The 14,876-nt window shown below is 45.8% G+C and carries 17 protein-coding genes; all 17 read left to right on the top strand.

The window, feature by feature from the left end:
• The first annotated feature begins 44 nt into the window (after positions 1-44).
• The gene (locus KIK04_RS01830; RefSeq protein WP_232276651.1) at positions 45-614 is read left to right on the top strand and encodes a flagellar hook capping FlgD N-terminal domain-containing protein; all 570 of its coding nucleotides are present in this window, start codon (positions 45-47) and stop codon (positions 612-614) included.
• Positions 611-1,006, top strand: a complete 396-nt coding sequence (locus KIK04_RS01825; protein ID WP_232276650.1) for a TIGR02530 family flagellar biosynthesis protein — start codon at positions 611-613, stop codon at positions 1,004-1,006. The genes KIK04_RS01830 and KIK04_RS01825 overlap by 4 nt, the downstream gene beginning before the upstream one ends.
• 114 nt (positions 1,007-1,120) lie before the next feature.
• A complete protein-coding gene (gene flgG, locus KIK04_RS01820; RefSeq protein ID WP_232278552.1) occupies positions 1,121-1,939 on the top strand; it encodes a flagellar basal body rod protein FlgG in 819 nt (272 codons plus the stop codon).
• A 118-nt stretch (positions 1,940-2,057) separates the two neighbouring features.
• Entirely contained in the window at positions 2,058-2,282 is a 225-nt protein-coding gene (locus tag KIK04_RS01815) for a flagellar FlbD family protein (protein WP_232276649.1), read from the top strand.
• Positions 2,279-2,734, top strand: coding sequence for a flagellar basal body-associated FliL family protein (locus KIK04_RS01810; protein ID WP_232276648.1), 456 nt, complete (start codon positions 2,279-2,281; stop codon positions 2,732-2,734). Before KIK04_RS01815 ends, KIK04_RS01810 begins: the two co-directional genes overlap by 4 nt.
• 52 nt (positions 2,735-2,786) lie before the next feature.
• A complete protein-coding gene (fliM, locus tag KIK04_RS01805; RefSeq protein ID WP_232276647.1) occupies positions 2,787-3,785 on the top strand; it encodes a flagellar motor switch protein FliM in 999 nt (332 codons plus the stop codon).
• Positions 3,775-5,016: a flagellar motor switch phosphatase FliY gene (fliY, locus tag KIK04_RS01800; protein ID WP_232276646.1), complete on the top strand. Its 1,242-nt coding sequence runs from the start codon at positions 3,775-3,777 to the stop codon at positions 5,014-5,016. The genes fliM and fliY overlap by 11 nt, the downstream gene beginning before the upstream one ends.
• A 22-nt stretch (positions 5,017-5,038) precedes the next feature.
• A complete protein-coding gene (locus tag KIK04_RS01795; RefSeq protein WP_232276645.1) occupies positions 5,039-5,401 on the top strand; it encodes a response regulator in 363 nt (120 codons plus the stop codon).
• 4 nt (positions 5,402-5,405) lie between these two features.
• Positions 5,406-5,954 (top strand): flagellar biosynthetic protein FliO, encoded by a 549-nt coding sequence (locus KIK04_RS01790; protein WP_232276644.1) that lies wholly within the window; start codon positions 5,406-5,408, stop codon positions 5,952-5,954.
• Positions 5,955-5,962: 8 nt separating this feature from the next.
• A complete protein-coding gene (gene fliP / locus KIK04_RS01785) occupies positions 5,963-6,718 on the top strand; it encodes a flagellar type III secretion system pore protein FliP (RefSeq protein ID WP_232276643.1) in 756 nt (251 codons plus the stop codon).
• A gap of 30 nt (positions 6,719-6,748) precedes the next feature.
• The gene (gene fliQ / locus KIK04_RS01780) at positions 6,749-7,018 is read left to right on the top strand and encodes a flagellar biosynthesis protein FliQ (RefSeq protein ID WP_232276642.1); all 270 of its coding nucleotides are present in this window, start codon (positions 6,749-6,751) and stop codon (positions 7,016-7,018) included.
• Positions 7,019-7,029: 11 nt separating this feature from the next.
• On the top strand, positions 7,030-7,818 hold the full coding sequence (gene fliR, locus KIK04_RS01775; RefSeq protein WP_232276641.1) for a flagellar biosynthetic protein FliR: 789 nt from the start codon (positions 7,030-7,032) through the stop codon (positions 7,816-7,818).
• Complete coding sequence (gene flhB, locus KIK04_RS01770) at positions 7,818-8,957, top strand: flagellar biosynthesis protein FlhB (protein ID WP_232276640.1); 1,140 nt, start codon at positions 7,818-7,820, stop codon at positions 8,955-8,957. The genes fliR and flhB overlap by 1 nt, the downstream gene beginning before the upstream one ends.
• Positions 8,958-8,983: 26 nt before the next feature.
• Positions 8,984-11,017 (top strand): flagellar biosynthesis protein FlhA, encoded by a 2,034-nt coding sequence (gene flhA / locus KIK04_RS01765; protein WP_232276639.1) that lies wholly within the window; start codon positions 8,984-8,986, stop codon positions 11,015-11,017.
• A complete protein-coding gene (flhF, locus tag KIK04_RS01760; protein ID WP_232276638.1) occupies positions 11,014-12,417 on the top strand; it encodes a flagellar biosynthesis GTPase FlhF in 1,404 nt (467 codons plus the stop codon). The genes flhA and flhF overlap by 4 nt, the downstream gene beginning before the upstream one ends.
• A gap of 4 nt (positions 12,418-12,421) precedes the next feature.
• On the top strand, positions 12,422-13,324 hold the full coding sequence (locus KIK04_RS01755) for a MinD/ParA family protein (protein WP_232276637.1): 903 nt from the start codon (positions 12,422-12,424) through the stop codon (positions 13,322-13,324).
• Between the two features lie 80 nt (positions 13,325-13,404).
• Complete coding sequence (locus KIK04_RS01750; protein ID WP_232276636.1) at positions 13,405-14,874, top strand: protein-glutamate methylesterase/protein-glutamine glutaminase; 1,470 nt, start codon at positions 13,405-13,407, stop codon at positions 14,872-14,874.
• Positions 14,875-14,876: the final 2 nt, after the last annotated feature.

Below are 14,876 nucleotides of genomic sequence, written 5' to 3'. Positions count from 1 at the left end.
GATAGAGAATGAGAAGTTGACATGAGCAAGGAGGTGTAAGCCTTATGACAACTATAAAAGCAGATAGACCGCTAGGTCCTAAACCGGTGTGGCCTAACTATGCCAAGGACAATCTGGTAAAGGTTCCGAGTCATGAGAAGAAACAGCAGCTAGGTAAAGATCAGTTTCTCAAAATCTTGATGACACAGATGGGAAATCAAGATCCGTTGTCACCGTTGCAAAACCATGAGTTAATTGCGCAAATGGCACAATTTTCTTCTGTTGAGCAATTGACGAAGATTTCAACTCAAATTAACTCAATGCAGTCGTCGATCGGCATGTCTTCCAATTTGATTGGTAAGCAAATCTCTTGGATTGTGCCTGGACAGCAGCAGACGGATGGCAGCGTTGGTCAAGGAGAACTCAAGTCCGGTGTTGTGGAATCGATCCTCGTTAAAGACGGCAAACCGTATGCGAACGTGGACGGTGCGCAGATCGAGATCGAGAAGATTGCAGAGATTCGTGACGCAGCAAAGAGTGCTCCGGCGCCAAGCGCAGGAAATAGTCCGACAACCGATACTAAAGGCGGTGCAACTGCTCCTGCAAACGGCACGAATGGTGGGTTGACTCCATGAAGCTGAATGGACCCATTGGTCATATCGGATCATCGGCCCCACTGCATGCGCAACAGCGTCGTGCTGGCGAGCTAAGCCAACCTGCCACGAAGCCTTCGTTCCAACATATGTTAGAACGAGAGTTGAAGCGTTCAGAGCCGGTGCATTTTAGTCATCATGCTAAGGTACGGATGCAAGAGCGTGGTTTGGAACTGACTTCTGAGCTTATGGGCAAAGTGCAGCAAGCTGTGGCACAAGCAGCAGGCAAGGGCTCAAAGCAAGCGTTAGTTGTCGTTGACAATGCTGCGTTTATTGTAAATGTAAAGGCACGAACCGTTATTACAGCCTTGGATGAAGCGTCTCAACGCGACCATGTGTTCACGGAGATCGATAGCGCGATTTTAATGAAATAACAACGATATCGCTTTAGATGGGCTGGACCGAATAGGGGGCCCGAGCTCATGGACCGACGGAAGTGAGCAAAGAATGTACACATATATTTTCAATTTGAAAGGATGGTTGAATTAATGATTCGCTCGATGTATTCAGGCGTATCGGGTATGCGTGGTTTTCAAACGAAACTCGACGTCATCGGTAACAACATTGCGAACGTTAATACGGCTGGCTATAAAGCTGGACGTGTAATGTTCAAAGATATTATGAGCCAAACCATTTCTGGAGTTACACCTCCTGGAGACAATCAAGGGGGTATAAACGCGAAGCAGATCGGTCTTGGTGTTGAGATAGCTGCTATCGACACGATTCATACGGGCGGTAGTGCAATGACAACAAACCGTCCGCTTGATTTGCGAATTGACGGCGATGGATTTTTCCCTGTGAGATTGAGTGAAGACCAGGAAGTTCCATTCTTGACACGTGCGGGCGACTTCCATTTGGATGCAGATCGCAACTTGGTTACTTCAGACGGTATGTTTGTGATGAGCAGCGATGGAGCTAATATTCAACTTGGTGAAGATGTTACATCTTTTACTATTTCTGAAACAGGCGAAATTATTGCGAAGATCAATGATGGAACTACATCTGCAACTGGAACATTTATCGGGGTAGTTAAAGTACCTAACCCAGAAGGTTTGGAAAAGATGGGTGGTAACTTGTATCGCAGCACGCCAAACTCCAGTCCTGATGGTGAAGTAACCATCACGAATGCGAACAACGGCGAGGTTGGTACAGGCGCTATCATTTCCGGTCAATTGGAAATGTCGAACGTCGATTTGACAGCAGAATTCACGGAGATGATCGTTGCGCAACGTGGTTTCCAAGCGAACTCACGTATCATTACGACTTCCGATGAAGTACTGCAAGAAGTAGTTAATTTGAAACGATAAGGCTGATCGTATAACGGCTGCGGGCTCCTGATTTAGTGGTTACGTAACAAAATGTTTGCATGAATCACAAAAAGCTGAGTCAGGGGCTTGCGGTTATGCTGGTAAAGGAGGTTAAACGATGATACAGGTTACACGTCTGAACGGTTCAAAAATGTGGCTTAACGCGTTACTGATTGAATCCGTAGAAGAAACGCCTGATACGTACATTTCGTTGACGACAGGCAAAAGAATAATCGTGTTAGAGGATGCTTCCGAAGTTATCAGCCTTATTCAACAATACATACGTTCCGTTGGAGTCGTTTCAGGAACGATTAAGACACAATCATCGGAGGGACAGCCATGAAACGAATGTTGCCGTGGATGATCACGATGCTGCTTGCCGTTACATTGATCGCATTAGTAGTCATCATGTTGTTGAACACAGGAACTAGCAACTCACCAACGGATGCAGCTAGTTCTGAAAAAATTGAACTATCTGCGGATGAAATCGTAGAAATGACGTCACAAATGACGGACATTAAGACGAATTTAGCAGATCGAGAGTATGTGGTGCTAACGGCATTTGCATTCCAACTCGATAGTGTAAGCACGAAAGAGGATTTTGACAAAATTAAAGATTTGCGTATCAAGCCGCTTATATTGCGTGTATTAGCGAATATGAAGCCTGAAGATTTACAAGGCGAAAAAGGTCAGGATCAGTTATGTGCGAGGTTGCTCGATCTCATAAATAAAGAGCTTCCAGAAGGAAAGCTTATCCAAGTTGACTTGACTGAATTTATTATGACACGCATCTAAAGAACTTTCAGTCACAAGTGTTGTTGCTGATTCCTGTAAGGGGGTGAAACGATTGGTTGACGTTTTATCGCAGAACGAGATTGACGCTTTACTGGCGGCGTTGTCTTCTGGCGAGATGGATGCAGAAGAGTTGAAAAAAGAGGAAACGCAGCGCAAAATCCGTTCATACGATTTCAAGCGAGCCGTTCGTTTTTCAAAAGACCATATTCGCAGTTTAACTCGCATCCACGAAAATTTTTCTAGATATTTGACGACTTATTTCTCAGCGCAGTTGCGCACTTTCGTGCAAATTAATGTCGTTCAGGTTGAGCAATTACCGTACGATGAGTTTATTCGATCGATCCCGAAAATGACAATTTTGAACATTTTCGAAGCTGAGCCGCTTAAAGGCCGCATGGTATTGGAAGTGAATCCGAACGTTGCTTTTGCGATGCTGGATCGCCTTTTAGGAGGCGTAGGTACAACTCCGACGAAAATTAACGCCTTAACTGAAATTGAAACGACAGTTATGGAACGTATTTTTAGTCGAGCATTTGATAGTTTGCAAGAGGCGTGGAAAAATGTGCTGGACATTCGTCCGCGATTGGAAGCTCTTGAGACGAACCCGCAATTTATGCAGATCGTGTCTCCTAACGAAACGATTGCACTCATTTCATTGAGTACAAAAATCGGAGATACAACTGGCATGATTAACTTATGTATTCCGCACGTTGTTATCGAGCCAATTATGCCGAAATTATCGGTACACTCTTGGTTCGTATCGGAGAAAAAAACGCGGGAACCGATAGAAATTGAAAAGCTGCGTCAACGTGTCAGCAAAGCAAAATTGCTCATTTCGGCCGAGTTGGGGAGCTCTTCAATTACGGTGAATGAAATGCTGCAACTGAGTGTCGGTGACGTCATTGCGCTGAACAAATCAGTAGACGAAGGCTTGGACATTCGGATAGGCGACCGCGTGAAATATATCGGCTCGCCGGGTGTGCTGAAAGACCGCATGGCGGTGCAAATCGAGCAAGTGTTAGATGAAGGAGTGGAAGAGCATGACGAGTAAAGAGTACTTGTCGCAGGAGGAAATTGACGCATTATTGAAAAAAACGGGTGACGAACCGTCTGCTGCAGATGCCGCGACTCCTTCCGTCGAACAATATTTGGACCCGATTGAAATTGACGCGCTTGGTGAAATCGGCAACATTACTTTTGGCAGTGCGGCGACAGCACTATCGACCTTGCTAGGCAAGAAGGTTGAAATTACGACGCCACGTATTACGGCGTTAAACAAAGATAACTTAGAAAATGAGTTCCCGAAGCCGCACGTGGCGGTGCATGTGCGTTACGTGGATGGTTTTGAAGGAGTCAATTCTTTAGTTATCAAAACATCTGATGCGCAAATTATTGCTGACTTGATGTTAGGTGGAGATGGACACAACGTTTCCGACGAATTGAACGAAATTCATATTAGTGCTGTTCAGGAAGCGATGAATCAAATGATGGGTTCGTCTGCAACATCCATGTCAACGATTTTTAATCGCATGGTAAATATTTCACCGCCAGGCATCGGTATTTTGAACACGTTGAGTGGTGAAGGGGTTAACAACTTACCGGAAGACAAGGTACTTGTTAAAATCTCGTTCCGCTTAACGATTAGCGACTTAATTGATTCTACAATTATGCAATTGCTGACGATACCGTTTGCACGGGAAATGGTACGCAGCTTGATGGGCTCTACAGAGCCGATTAGTGTCGATACGGTTGCTGAAACTGCGGCAGCTGTTACAGCAAGCCATCAAGCACCTAGTTATGCTCAACCTGAGCCGCAAGTGCAGCAGTCAAACCCTATGGGCGGAGGCTATTCAGCTCCATCTCCATATCCGCCAAATGTTGGGCAAATGAATGACCCAATGTATGGCCAGCATCCAGCTCAGGGAGCTCCTGCGGCTTACGGGGCGGTGCAAAACCGGAATACGAACGTACAGCCTGTCCAATTTGCTAATTTACAGTCTGCACCATTTGTGCAGCCTGACGAATCAAATCTAAATTTATTGTTGGACATCCCGCTTAAAGTCACAGTAGAATTAGGTAGGACACACAAACAAATCAAAGAGATTTTGGAGCTGTCGCAAGGTTCAATTATCGAGTTAGACAAGCTGGCAGGCGAACCTGTGGATATTCTCGTCAACAACAAACTCATTGCAAAAGGGGAAGTTGTTGTAATCGATGAGAATTTCGGCGTACGCGTCACAGACATCATCAACCAGTGGGATCGAATTCAGAAACTACAATAAGATTTAGGGAGGACTCTCAACGATGGCAAACCGTATTTTGATCGTAGATGATGCAGCGTTTATGCGAATGATGATTCGCGACATTCTGACTAAGAATGGTTATGAAGTCGTGGGTGAAGCATCGGACGGTGCACAAGCGATCGAAAAGTACAAAGAACATAAACCAGACCTTATTACAATGGACATTACAATGCCGGAAATGGACGGTATTACGTCATTGAAAGAAATTCGTAAAATGGACCCGAACGCAAAAGTCATTATGTGCTCCGCAATGGGACAGCAAGCGATGGTTATCGATGCGATCCAAGCAGGCGCTAAAGACTTCATCGTGAAGCCATTCCAGGCAGACCGCGTTATCGAGGCTATTAAGAAGACGCTAGGTTAAACTGATGGCTTCCGGCGCTCAAATACCGCAGGCTTCAGGATTCGGCGATTACATAGGCAGTTTAGTGACGGTATTGCTGTCACTTGCTGTCATTATAGTACTTATCGTTCTATTCATTAAATTGTTGAGTCGAAAAAACCGCCTATGGCAAATGAATCAAGGTATTCGTACGATAGGCGGAACTGGACTAGGACCTAACAAGTCACTGCAAATTGTCGAGGTCGGAGATGTCGTGTATGTGCTGGGCATCGGGGAGGACATTACTTTAATTGATAAGGTGTCCGACCCCGAGCAGGCAGCGCAAATTGTAGCCGCCTTTCAGGCGGCACATGCTGCCCGGCACATGACTTGGCCGACAGGTTGGAGAGATTGGCTTGACCGTCTGCGCAATTCGCGCAAGCAGTCAACGAAACAGCTTGATATCGAAATACATGATGCAGATTCGTCTTCTGTATCATTCCATGAAATGTTTCACGCAAAGCTTGAGCAACTGCCGAACCGCAATCGCCAAGTGGAGCAATTACTGAAGGACGATACCAATTCAGATCGGTAGATGGACCCATGAATAAGAAATTGATACTCACGCTAACTGCAATGACGCTATTTTCTGGTCTTGCTGCTGATTGGGCGGCTGCGTCATCTGTCATCCCGAATATCGACATTAAAGTCGGCAATGGTGGGCCACAGTCTGGCGCAACTTCATTGGGTATCTTGCTGTTAATTACAGTGTTAAGTCTGGCACCTGCTATTCTTATTTTGATGACATCGTTTACACGGATTGTCATCGTGCTGGGCTTCGTGCGTACTTCATTAGGAACGCAGCAAATGCCACCCAATCAGATATTAATTGGTTTAGCACTCTTTATGACTTTGTTTGTGATGTCCCCAACGCTTGGAGAAGTCAATAAAGTAGCCTTGCAGCCTTATTTGAAAGGTGAACTTAGCCAAACTCAAGCGCTGGATAAAGCTTCAGAACCAATGAAGAAATTCATGTTCTCTCATACTCGGGAAAAAGATTTACTCTTATTTATGAAATACACCAAAACGGATAAACCGAAATCGTACAAGGACATTCCTTTAACAGTACTCGTTCCCGCCTTTGCGATTAGCGAGTTGAAAACGGCATTTCAAATGGGGTTCATGATCTTCATACCATTTCTCGTTATCGATATGGTCATTGCCAGTACTTTGATGGCGATGGGGATGATGATGCTCCCACCAGTCATGATTTCGTTGCCGTTTAAAATTTTGCTGTTCGTACTCGTAGACGGTTGGTACTTAATAGTCAAATCGTTGCTGATGAGCTTTAACGTTTGACGATAGACGGGTATATAGGAGGTTTGTGCGATGAGTGCGGAATTTATTATCGGTTTAGCCGGAGAGGCCGTGTTCGCTACACTAAAAATTAGTGCCCCGATGTTGGCCGTTGCGCTCATTGTCGGTTTAATTATAAGTGTATTTCAAGCGACAACACAAATACAAGAGCAGACGCTGGCGTTTGTACCGAAAATTATCGCGGTACTCGTCGTCATGTTGTTGTTCGGACCGTGGATGTTGACGAGTATGGTCGATTTCACACATACCATTTTAAATAATTTGCATCAATATATTGGTTAGGCTGTGGCGCGATGGAAATGCTCGTACAAGCTTTCCCTGTTTTTTTGCTCACGCTGTGTCGAATTTCAGCGTTCTTTGTCACCGTTCCAATCTTCTCGTCTCGTGGCGTGCCAACACAGTTCAAGCTAGGCATTGCATTTTTTATTAGTCTTATTGCCTATTTATTGTTCGGACTTGGTAGCACGGTTCCAGTTGATGGAACTTATGTCTTATTCATTATACGTGAAGTGCTTATCGGATTGCTAATCGGATTCTTAGCGAATTTGTTTTTCACCATTGTACAGACAGCAGGTTCGATTATCGACATGCAGATTGGCTTTGGTATGGCGAATGTCGTCGATCCGCTTACAGGGACGAGCTCGCCCATGATGGGCAACTTTAAGTACGTCTTTGTCGTTCTATTATTTCTTGGGATGAACGGTCATCATTATTTGATTGATGGAATCATGAAAAGCTTTGAATGGATGCCTGTTGATCATAACGGGTTCTATAGTCAGATCGCAAGCGGACAAGTGACAGAGTTCATTACTCAATCCTTTGCGCAAGCGTTTATGATTGCTTTTCAAGTGTCTGCGCCGATTATTGTTGCGCTTTTTTTAACGGACGTAGCACTGGGATTCTTAGCCCGAACAGCACCGCAGTTTAACGTATTCGTCATTGGTCTACCTTTAAAAATTATTGTGGGCCTTGTCTTACTGTTATTGGTCGTACCTGGCCTTATCTACGTCATGCAGCAGATGTTCACTTCGATGTTCGAAGCACTAGAACAATTACTGCGTGTCATGCAGGGGGCTGCTTAATGAAGGAATTACAATATATTCAACCTTTTGTAAATCAAGATCATTCGCAGAAAAAACTGCGACTGAAACTCGACTTGCAATTGTTCTCGCAAGAGAAGACAGAGGAAGCAACTCCTAAGAAGCGGCAAGAGTCCCGTGATAAGGGTCAAGTTGCCAAGAGTATGGATTTAACGGGCTCAATTATTTTACTGGCGACGTTCATGTGCTTGCTTATGATGGGTGGGTTCTTTAAAGAACGTACGTTTGAATTGTTTGCGGATACCTTTCAACATCACTTATTGATGGAATTATCAATCAATAACATTATCGACTATTTTGGCTTTTTGTTTGTAAAATTTTTAATTCTACTTGCGCCCATCATGCTAATTGCATTTATTATGGCGCTAGTCGCAAGCTATTTGCAAATCGGATTTCTATTTACCGGCGAGCCGCTGAAAATGCAGTTCAGTAAAATTGACCCTATTAAAGGGTTCAAAAACATTTTTTCAATGCGCTCACTCGTTGAATTTCTGAAATCCATCATTAAGCTCACTATTATTAGCGTTATTGTGTATTTATCCATTTTGGATGAGCAAGCCCGGATTTTGGAGCTGTCGCACGTGCCGCTTTCTGAAATACTTGGTTACACCGCTCATTTGACCGTAATACTTGGGATCAAGATCGGTGCGGCGCTTTGTATTCTGTCTGTGTTTGACTACATTTATCAACGATATGAATTCGAGAAAAGTATACGGATGTCAAAACAGGACATCAAAGATGAGTTTAAAAAAATGGAAGGCGATCCGCTTATCAAAGGTAAAATTCGCGAGCGTCAGCGGCGCATGGCGTTAATGCGTATGATGCAAGAAGTGCCAAAAGCGGATGTCGTCATTACGAACCCGACGCACTTTGCGATTGCGGTACGTTATGACGGAAATGCAATGGAGGCGCCGCAAGTCATTGCAAAAGGACAGGACTACGTAGCTTTGAAAATTAAAGAACTCGCCAAAGAACATGGCGTTATGACCATGGAAAACAAGCCGCTCGCACGCGCACTGTACGAACGGACGGAGATCGGCGACTCCATTCCGGCCGATTTGTTCCAAGCGGTGGCGGAAGTGTTGGCATATGTATACAAATTGAAAGGCAAAGGGAATTGAGCGGATAGGATGGAGGTAAATAAACCGTGAAAACGAGAGATATAATCGTCTTAGTCGGTGTCATCGGCATCGTGCTCATGATGGTTTTGCCTATACCGATTTTGCTGTTGGACATCTTGCTGGTGATCAACATATCAGTAGCGCTCTTGATTTTGCTTATTGCCATGAACACGCGGGAAGTACTGCAATTTTCTATTTTCCCGGCATTGCTGCTAATAACGACACTATTTCGACTCGCGTTAAATGTCTCGACGACAAAGCTTATTTTGTCTAAAGGTGAAGCGGGTGACGTCGTGCGCACGTTCGGTGAATGGGTAGCACAAGGGCATATCGCAATCGGACTTGTCGTGTTTCTAATATTGGTTGTCGTACAATTTATCGTTATCACGAAAGGTTCGGAGCGCGTAGCAGAGGTTGCTGCTCGCTTTACACTCGACGCGATGCCTGGTAAGCAGATGGCCATTGATGCAGATTTGAACGCAGGACTAATTAATGAGCAACAGGCACGTGAGCGCCGTCAAAAAATTGAACGTGAAGCCGACTTTTTCGGTTCTATGGATGGTGCTAGTAAATTCGTCAAAGGTGATGCGATCGCGAGTATCGTCATTCTAATCATCAACCTAGTCGGTGGATTTATTATCGGTATGACGGTTCACGGAATGAGCTTTAGCGATTCCGCAGCTAATTTCTCGATATTGTCGATTGGTGATGGCTTGGTGAGCCAGATTCCAGCGCTACTCATTTCGACTGCGGCTGGTTTGATCGTGACACGTGCTGGATCTGATGGCAATTTGGCCGACGATATGAGCGAGCAAATGTTTGCTTATCCGAAGCTACTGTATATCGTTTCTGGTACGATAACATTTTTGGGTGTGTTAACGCCAATCGGCTTGGCAGCTACGATTCCATTTGCAGCTGTACTAGCATTTTCTGCCTACCGGATGCAGCAAACAATGAACAAACAGCAGATGGCTGATGAGCAACTCGTAGAAGAGCAAGAAATTGAAGAAGTTCGCAGCCCGGAAAGCGTAATCAACTTGTTACAAGTTGATCCGATTGAATTTGAGTTTGGCTATGGTCTTATTCCGTTAGCTGATGCTCAGCAGGGTGGCGATTTGCTGGATCGAATCATTATGATTCGACGCCAATGTGCACTCGAACTCGGTCTCGTTGTTCCAGTTATTCGCATTCGGGATAATATTCAATTAAAGCCGAATGAATATATCATCAAAATTAAAGGCAACGCCGTTGCTAAAGGTGAACTATTGCTTAATCATTACTTGGCAATGAGCCCTGGCTACGATGATGAGACAGTTGCTGGTATTGAAACGATGGAACCTGCCTTTGGCTTGCCAGCTTTATGGGTAGATGAAGCCATGAAGGAAAGAGCAGAACTAGCTGGTTATACCGTCGTTGATCCGCCGTCTGTTGTAGCGACGCATTTGACAGAGATTGTGAAAAAGCATGCGCACGAACTTGTCGGACGCCAAGAAGCGAAGTCGCTTGTTGAGACGGTTAAAGAGCAGTATCCAGCACTTGTGGACGAGCTTATTCCGAATGTACTGTCTATTGGTGACGTACAGAAGGTGCTTGCTAAGCTGTTGCGCGAGAAAATATCGATTCGCGATCTAGTCAGCATTTTCGAGACACTGGCCGACTATGGGACTTATACAAAAGATCCAGATGTGCTGACCGAATACGTTCGTCAGGCATTGGCACGTCAAATTACACAGCAGTATACGATACCTGGTGAAACGCTGCAAGTCATTACTGTTGGCCCTTCGTTGGAAAAGAAAATAGCGGAGAGCATTCAGCAAAACGAGCACGGTTCATACCTAGCGATGGACCCAGGAACGACGCAGCATGTGTATCAGCGTATTAGCGAGCAGATGCAGCGCTTGCTGCAAATGGGATACCAGCCCATTTTGCTGGCATCGCCGACAGTACGGATGTATGTGCGACAACTTATGGATCGGACGATGCAGGATGTACCTGTCTTGTCTTATAACGAGTTAGAGCCAAACGTTGAAATTCAGAGCGTCGGAGTGGTGAATGTATGAGAGTAAAACGATATCTCGTGGAGACGATGCCTGAAGCAATGAGCCAAATTCGTCAAGAATTAGGGAAAGATGCAGTCATCATCAGCACAAAAGAAATTAAAGTTGGCGGATTTCTCGGAATGTTCCGCAAACGCTGTATTGAGGTAGTAGCAGCTGTCGATGAGCAAGCATCGGCAGCTGTTCGCCCAGCAGCACAGCCAAGTGCAGCGATGCCGCAAGCAGCTGGGGTTGTGCCGCCGGTGGTGGCTCGGAATGCGTACAGCAACAATAGCAATAGCAGCAGTGGCTATGCTAACGGTAGCGCTGACGTGAGGCAGGGACAGAGTCGTTCCAACGATGCAAGTGTTGCTAATGGCTCGAATGGTTCCACCCCTGTATCTACGCAGCGTGAATTGTTGAATGCGTCGGCACATCTTTCGTCAAATTCGAAGATGAGTGTCGGCGCCTTGCCGCATTCTACAGCTATTCACGCGGCGAATACAGAGGGAGCAGCTCCAACAGGTGCTGCAAAGTCTGTTCAGCCCGAGCCAGCAGATGCGACTGTTCGCGATGAGTTGCGCGAAATGAAGCAAATGATGGAGCAGATGATGCGGCAAGCCAATTATGAAGCTTGGCCTGAAGCAATTAAGCGCGCAGAGCAGCACTTAATTGCGCAGGGCGTTCTACCGGATACTGCGTATGGATATGCACAGCAGGTGTGGGATCGTTGTTGTCTGCTCGAATTGAAGGAACCTGATGAGAGGACGGTACGTGAACAGCTACGCATCGTACTACGTGAATTGCTGTCGACCCGACACGTTGCAGGAATTGCGCCTAGCTCGCGTATTGTATGTCTAGTTGGTCCTACAGGAGTAGGCAAAACGACTACGATTGCTAAGCTGGCAGCTGATCAGATGTTTCATCATCGCCGTAAAGTAGGCTTGATTACGTCTGATACGTATCGTATATCAGCAGTTGAGCAGTTACGGACGTATGCGTCGATTCTGAACGTGCCGCTTGAAGTCGTGACTTCACCTAGCGATACGGAACGAGCTGTGAATGCACTACGTGATTGCGATCTTATTCTTATGGATACAGCAGGACGCAACTATCGTAACGATTTATTTGTTAATGAGCTTCATTCGATGCTAAAGCCGCTCTCGGACAGCGAAACGTATCTCGTGCTTAGCCTCACCGCAAAGACAGCGGACATGACCATGCTGCTCGAACAATTTTCAAAGCAGCCGATTGAACGCATTGTATTTACGAAGGCAGATGAGACGGACACGTATGGCGCTTACGTCAACATAGCTGAACGAACGAATATTCCGTTTAGTTATGTTACGACAGGACAGAACGTGCCGGACGATTTAAAGCTGTTTGAAGCAGAAGACGTCATTCGGCTCTTACTAGGAGAGTAGACAAATGATGGACCAAGCGCAAGCGTTACGCCGTTTAGTCGCTCGCAAGAGTGTGGAACCAAATGAGGCGGATAACAGGAAAAGTACGACAGCAGGTGCCCGTGTGATCACGGTTACAAGTGGCAAAGGCGGCGTCGGAAAGTCCAACTTTTCGATAAATTTTGCGCTGGCACTACAAGAGTGTGGGCTCCGTACGCTAGTGTTCGATGCCGACATTGGCATGGCTAACATTGATGTACTACTCGGGTCACGGGCAACTGTCCATCTTGTACATGTCATGCAGCAACGAAAGAGCTTGCAAGACATTATTCAGATTGGCCCGCGTGGACTGCATTACATTCCAGGAGGCTCTGGGTTTACCGATTTGCTTGATTTGCCTACGGAGCAGCTAGAATCGTTTTTGCAGCAGATGGAGGCGCTGGCAGATCGGTACGACGTTATTTTGTTTGATACAGGTGCAGGGCTTAGCAAAGAAACGATACGCTTTATATCTGCTGCTGATGAAACATTCGTCGTCACGACTCCTGAACCGCCATCCATTGCGGATGCTTATGCATTAATTAAAGTCGTTTCCGGCATGTTCAGTGATACGCAGTTTCGACTTGTCATCAATCGGGCAATGGATTGGAACGAAGGACAACAGACTGCTAACAAATTGCAGTCTGTAGCCCAGCAATTCTTAAAGATTGAACTGCCGACACTCGGCTATCTCTTTGATGATCCGCTCGTCATGCAAGCTGTGAAAAAGCAAATGCCATTTAGTTTGCTTTACCCGGACAGTATCGTTTCCAAACAAATCCGACAGCTTGCACAAGTGTATGTGAAGGGTCAACAGCAGACCGATCATAACCATAACGGCGGTGTGAAGCAGTTTTTGCACAAGTGGTTGCGCCGATGGTCCAACTAGTGAAGAGTTACGCTCACATGAATGGTGCTTTAAAAGTAATTATTTAGCAGAAGTCCATGTCATAAGGAGTGTGGTGCGGGATGACAACGAAGAAAGTGCTTGTCGTGGACGATTCAGCTTTCATGCGAAAAATAATTTCTGATTTAATCGCACAAGACGCTTCTTTCGATATCGCGGGTACAGCGAGTAATGGCATTGAGGCGCTGGAGAAAATCCAGCAGTTGCGGCCTGACGCGGTTACGTTAGACGTTGAGATGCCGATTCAAAACGGACTAGAAGCTTTACAGCGAATAATGGGGGAATGTCCTACTCCTGTTATTATGCTATCTAGCTTGACTGAAGAAGGTAGACAAGAAACGTTATCTGCCTTGGAGTATGGTGCATTCGACTTCGTGTGCAAGCCCAGCCCTAGTAGTGGGATGGGCAACATTCAGCAAGTTGGTGAAATGCTTATTGAAAAACTGCATGCTGCTATCACCTCTTATGAGCGTAGACAGCAGTTGCAAGCGATTCAAGCTCAAGTAGAGGCAAGACAGCGTGAGCTAAGCGAGCAGACTGAACAGGCGTTGAATGCTGCGAGAAATCGTACTAATGAAGAGAAGCGTATTGCTGCAGCACATACACAGGTAAACAAACGCATTGAGCCGATTCAGGTTCCGCATGCGCCTATAGCTAAAGTCGAACAGGTTAACGATAAGCCTAACGATAAGCCTAACGATAAGCCAAAGGGGAAGCCGCTAGTGGCGGATTCTCCATTAACAGGACAGCAGCACATACATAAACGTAATGAACCTAAACATAGCACAGGACAAAGAAATGAACTTAGCTTAGCTCCTAAAGATCGCACCAGTGGACAGGCAGTGGCACCTAGCACTGCTCCAATTGCTAGAAAGCAAGCAGAGCGGGTTCAGGATATTCAAGAGCACGTACAACACGAACCGAAAATAAAAGGCTCAACAAGCGGAAAGAAATCATTCCGTCACATTTTGGCAATCGGCACCTCTACAGGAGGACCAAGGGCATTAAAGGAATTACTGTCCAATTTGCCAAAGCAGCTTCCGGCTCCGGTACTTATCGTGCAGCATATGCCGCCCAATTTTACGAATTCACTGGCACAACGATTAAATACATACAGTGAGCTCGATGTGTGTGAAGCACAAGAAGGCGACATTTTGCAAGCAGGAACCGTGTATGTCGCACCTGGGGGACTGCACATGACAGTATGTGCAAACACAGACGGAACTTATGGCATTCGACTGATGAAGACGGAGCCGCGTTCTGGCCATCGCCCTTCTGTTGACTCCTTGTTCGAATCGTTGCTCCCGTTGAATCGCCTTGAACGTCATCTCGTTCTGTTAACAGGTATGGGAAGTGATGGTGCTAAGATGATGAATCAATTGTACAAGCAAGGTGTTAAATCGACGTTTGCTGAAAGCGAACAAAGCTGTGTTGTGTACGGTATGCCTCGTGCGGCGATAGAACTGGGATGTGTGTCTTGCATCGTACCTTTGCACGAAATGGCGGATGCCGTCGCAAACGCAATGAAATAAGG

The sequence above is a fragment of the Paenibacillus sp. 481 genome (assembly GCF_021223605.1).
In the GTDB taxonomy this organism is placed as follows: Bacteria; Bacillota; Bacilli; order Paenibacillales; family Paenibacillaceae; genus Paenibacillus_B.
The sequence above is the reverse complement of the archived record's forward strand: the minus strand, read 5'-3'. Positions and strand labels throughout refer to the sequence as shown.

What these genes read in the sequence shown, in the direction of transcription:
- KIK04_RS01810 (WP_232276648.1), top strand. Translation starts at nt 2,279, where the DNA reads ATGAAACGAATGTTGCCGTGGATGATCACGATGCTGCTTGCCGTTACA.
- fliY (WP_232276646.1), top strand. Translation starts at nt 3,775, where the DNA reads ATGACGAGTAAAGAGTACTTGTCGCAGGAGGAAATTGACGCATTATTG.
- flgG (WP_232278552.1), top strand. Translation starts at nt 1,121, where the DNA reads ATGATTCGCTCGATGTATTCAGGCGTATCGGGTATGCGTGGTTTTCAA.
- flhB (WP_232276640.1), top strand. Translation starts at nt 7,818, where the DNA reads ATGAAGGAATTACAATATATTCAACCTTTTGTAAATCAAGATCATTCG.
- KIK04_RS01755 (WP_232276637.1), top strand. Translation starts at nt 12,422, where the DNA reads ATGATGGACCAAGCGCAAGCGTTACGCCGTTTAGTCGCTCGCAAGAGT.
- KIK04_RS01750 (WP_232276636.1), top strand. Translation starts at nt 13,405, where the DNA reads ATGACAACGAAGAAAGTGCTTGTCGTGGACGATTCAGCTTTCATGCGA.
- KIK04_RS01830 (WP_232276651.1), top strand. Translation starts at nt 45, where the DNA reads ATGACAACTATAAAAGCAGATAGACCGCTAGGTCCTAAACCGGTGTGG.
- fliR (WP_232276641.1), top strand. Translation starts at nt 7,030, where the DNA reads ATGGAAATGCTCGTACAAGCTTTCCCTGTTTTTTTGCTCACGCTGTGT.
- KIK04_RS01825 (WP_232276650.1), top strand. Translation starts at nt 611, where the DNA reads ATGAAGCTGAATGGACCCATTGGTCATATCGGATCATCGGCCCCACTG.
- KIK04_RS01815 (WP_232276649.1), top strand. Translation starts at nt 2,058, where the DNA reads ATGATACAGGTTACACGTCTGAACGGTTCAAAAATGTGGCTTAACGCG.
- fliQ (WP_232276642.1), top strand. Translation starts at nt 6,749, where the DNA reads ATGAGTGCGGAATTTATTATCGGTTTAGCCGGAGAGGCCGTGTTCGCT.
- KIK04_RS01795 (WP_232276645.1), top strand. Translation starts at nt 5,039, where the DNA reads ATGGCAAACCGTATTTTGATCGTAGATGATGCAGCGTTTATGCGAATG.
- KIK04_RS01790 (WP_232276644.1), top strand. Translation starts at nt 5,406, where the DNA reads ATGGCTTCCGGCGCTCAAATACCGCAGGCTTCAGGATTCGGCGATTAC.
- flhF (WP_232276638.1), top strand. Translation starts at nt 11,014, where the DNA reads ATGAGAGTAAAACGATATCTCGTGGAGACGATGCCTGAAGCAATGAGC.
- fliP (WP_232276643.1), top strand. Translation starts at nt 5,963, where the DNA reads ATGAATAAGAAATTGATACTCACGCTAACTGCAATGACGCTATTTTCT.